The organism is Amycolatopsis sp. SID8362 (genome assembly GCF_010550475.1).
In the GTDB taxonomy this organism is placed as follows: domain Bacteria; phylum Actinomycetota; class Actinomycetes; order Mycobacteriales; family Pseudonocardiaceae; genus Amycolatopsis; species Amycolatopsis eburnea.
In genome coordinates this window covers 1-1,072 of record NZ_JAAGNB010000215.1, presented here as the reverse complement: position 1 = coordinate 1,072, position 1,072 = coordinate 1, and the positions used below count along the sequence as shown (strand labels likewise).

Sequence of the window (1,072 nt, the reverse complement as noted above, 5' to 3'; positions counted from 1 at the left end):
TCTAGGCGCCGGGGAGGGCCTTGAGGAGCCGTTCGACGGAGTTGCCCAGGTTCCACCGTTCGGCGAGCTCGGCGACCCGCGCGGGGTCGGCGGGCGCCGCGGGCACGGTGTCGGGGCCGGACTGCTCGACCGGTGCGTCGACGGCGACCCGCACCACGGTGGGGGCGACCGCGAGGTAGCCGGCGGCGTCGGAGAGCCGCAGCCGGGTCTTGAGCGGGACGCGGGAATCCCCGGCCGCGGCGGCCTCGAGCAGCGCGTCGAGCGAGCCGAACTGCGTGATCAGCTTCGCCGCGGTCTTCTCGCCGATCCCGGCGACGCCGGGGAGCCCGTCGGAGGGGTCGCCGCGCATCACGGACATGTCCGCGTACGCCGGCCCGGCCGTCTCGCGGGGCAGGCTGTAGCGCTCGGCGATTTCGGCCGGGCCCAGCACTTCGGCCTTCGCCCACCCCTTCCCGACGTAGATCACCGACGCCGGCGACGGCTCGGCGCGCACCAGCTGGAACAGGTCGCGGTCTCCGGTGATCACCTCGACCGGGACGGTCTTCTCGCGGGTCGCCAGCGCGCCGATGACGTCGTCGGCCTCGTAGCCGGCCGCCTCCGCGGTCGCGAACCCGAACGCCTCGAGCAGGTCGAGGATGATCGGCACCTGCGGGGTGAGCGTGTCGGGCACTTCTTCGACGTCCGGGCCGCTGCCGGTCTCCTCCGCGACCCGGTGGGCCTTGTAGCTGGGGAGCAGGTCGGTGCGGAACTTCGGCCGCCAGTCCGCGTCCAGGCAGCACACGAGCCGGGCGGGCCGCCGGTCGGTGAGGATCCGCGCGATCGTGTCGGCGAACCCGCGCACGGCGTTGACCTGCGTCCCGTCCGCGGCGCGCATCGAGTCGGGCAGGGCGAAGAACGAACGGAAGTACAGGCTCGCGGAGTCGAGCAGGGCAAGGGATCCGGTCACCCGCACAGCCTGCCACGCCCGGCGGTCACCCGGGGTGCGCGACGCACCCCGGCAGCCGCGTCGGGGTCCCGGCGGCGCCTCCGACGCCTTGAATGAGTCATTCAGGTCTTCGGAGGTCCTGAATGA

General features: G+C 73.6%; 1 protein-coding gene. It reads right to left on the bottom strand.

Annotated features, from left to right (window positions below; all coding sequences use genetic code 11):
• Position 1: 1 nt before the first annotated feature.
• Positions 2–946: a 5'-3' exonuclease gene (locus G3I65_RS07525; RefSeq protein WP_160695440.1), complete on the bottom strand. Its 945-nt coding sequence runs from the start codon at positions 944–946 to the stop codon at positions 2–4.
• Positions 947–1,072: the final 126 nt, after the last annotated feature.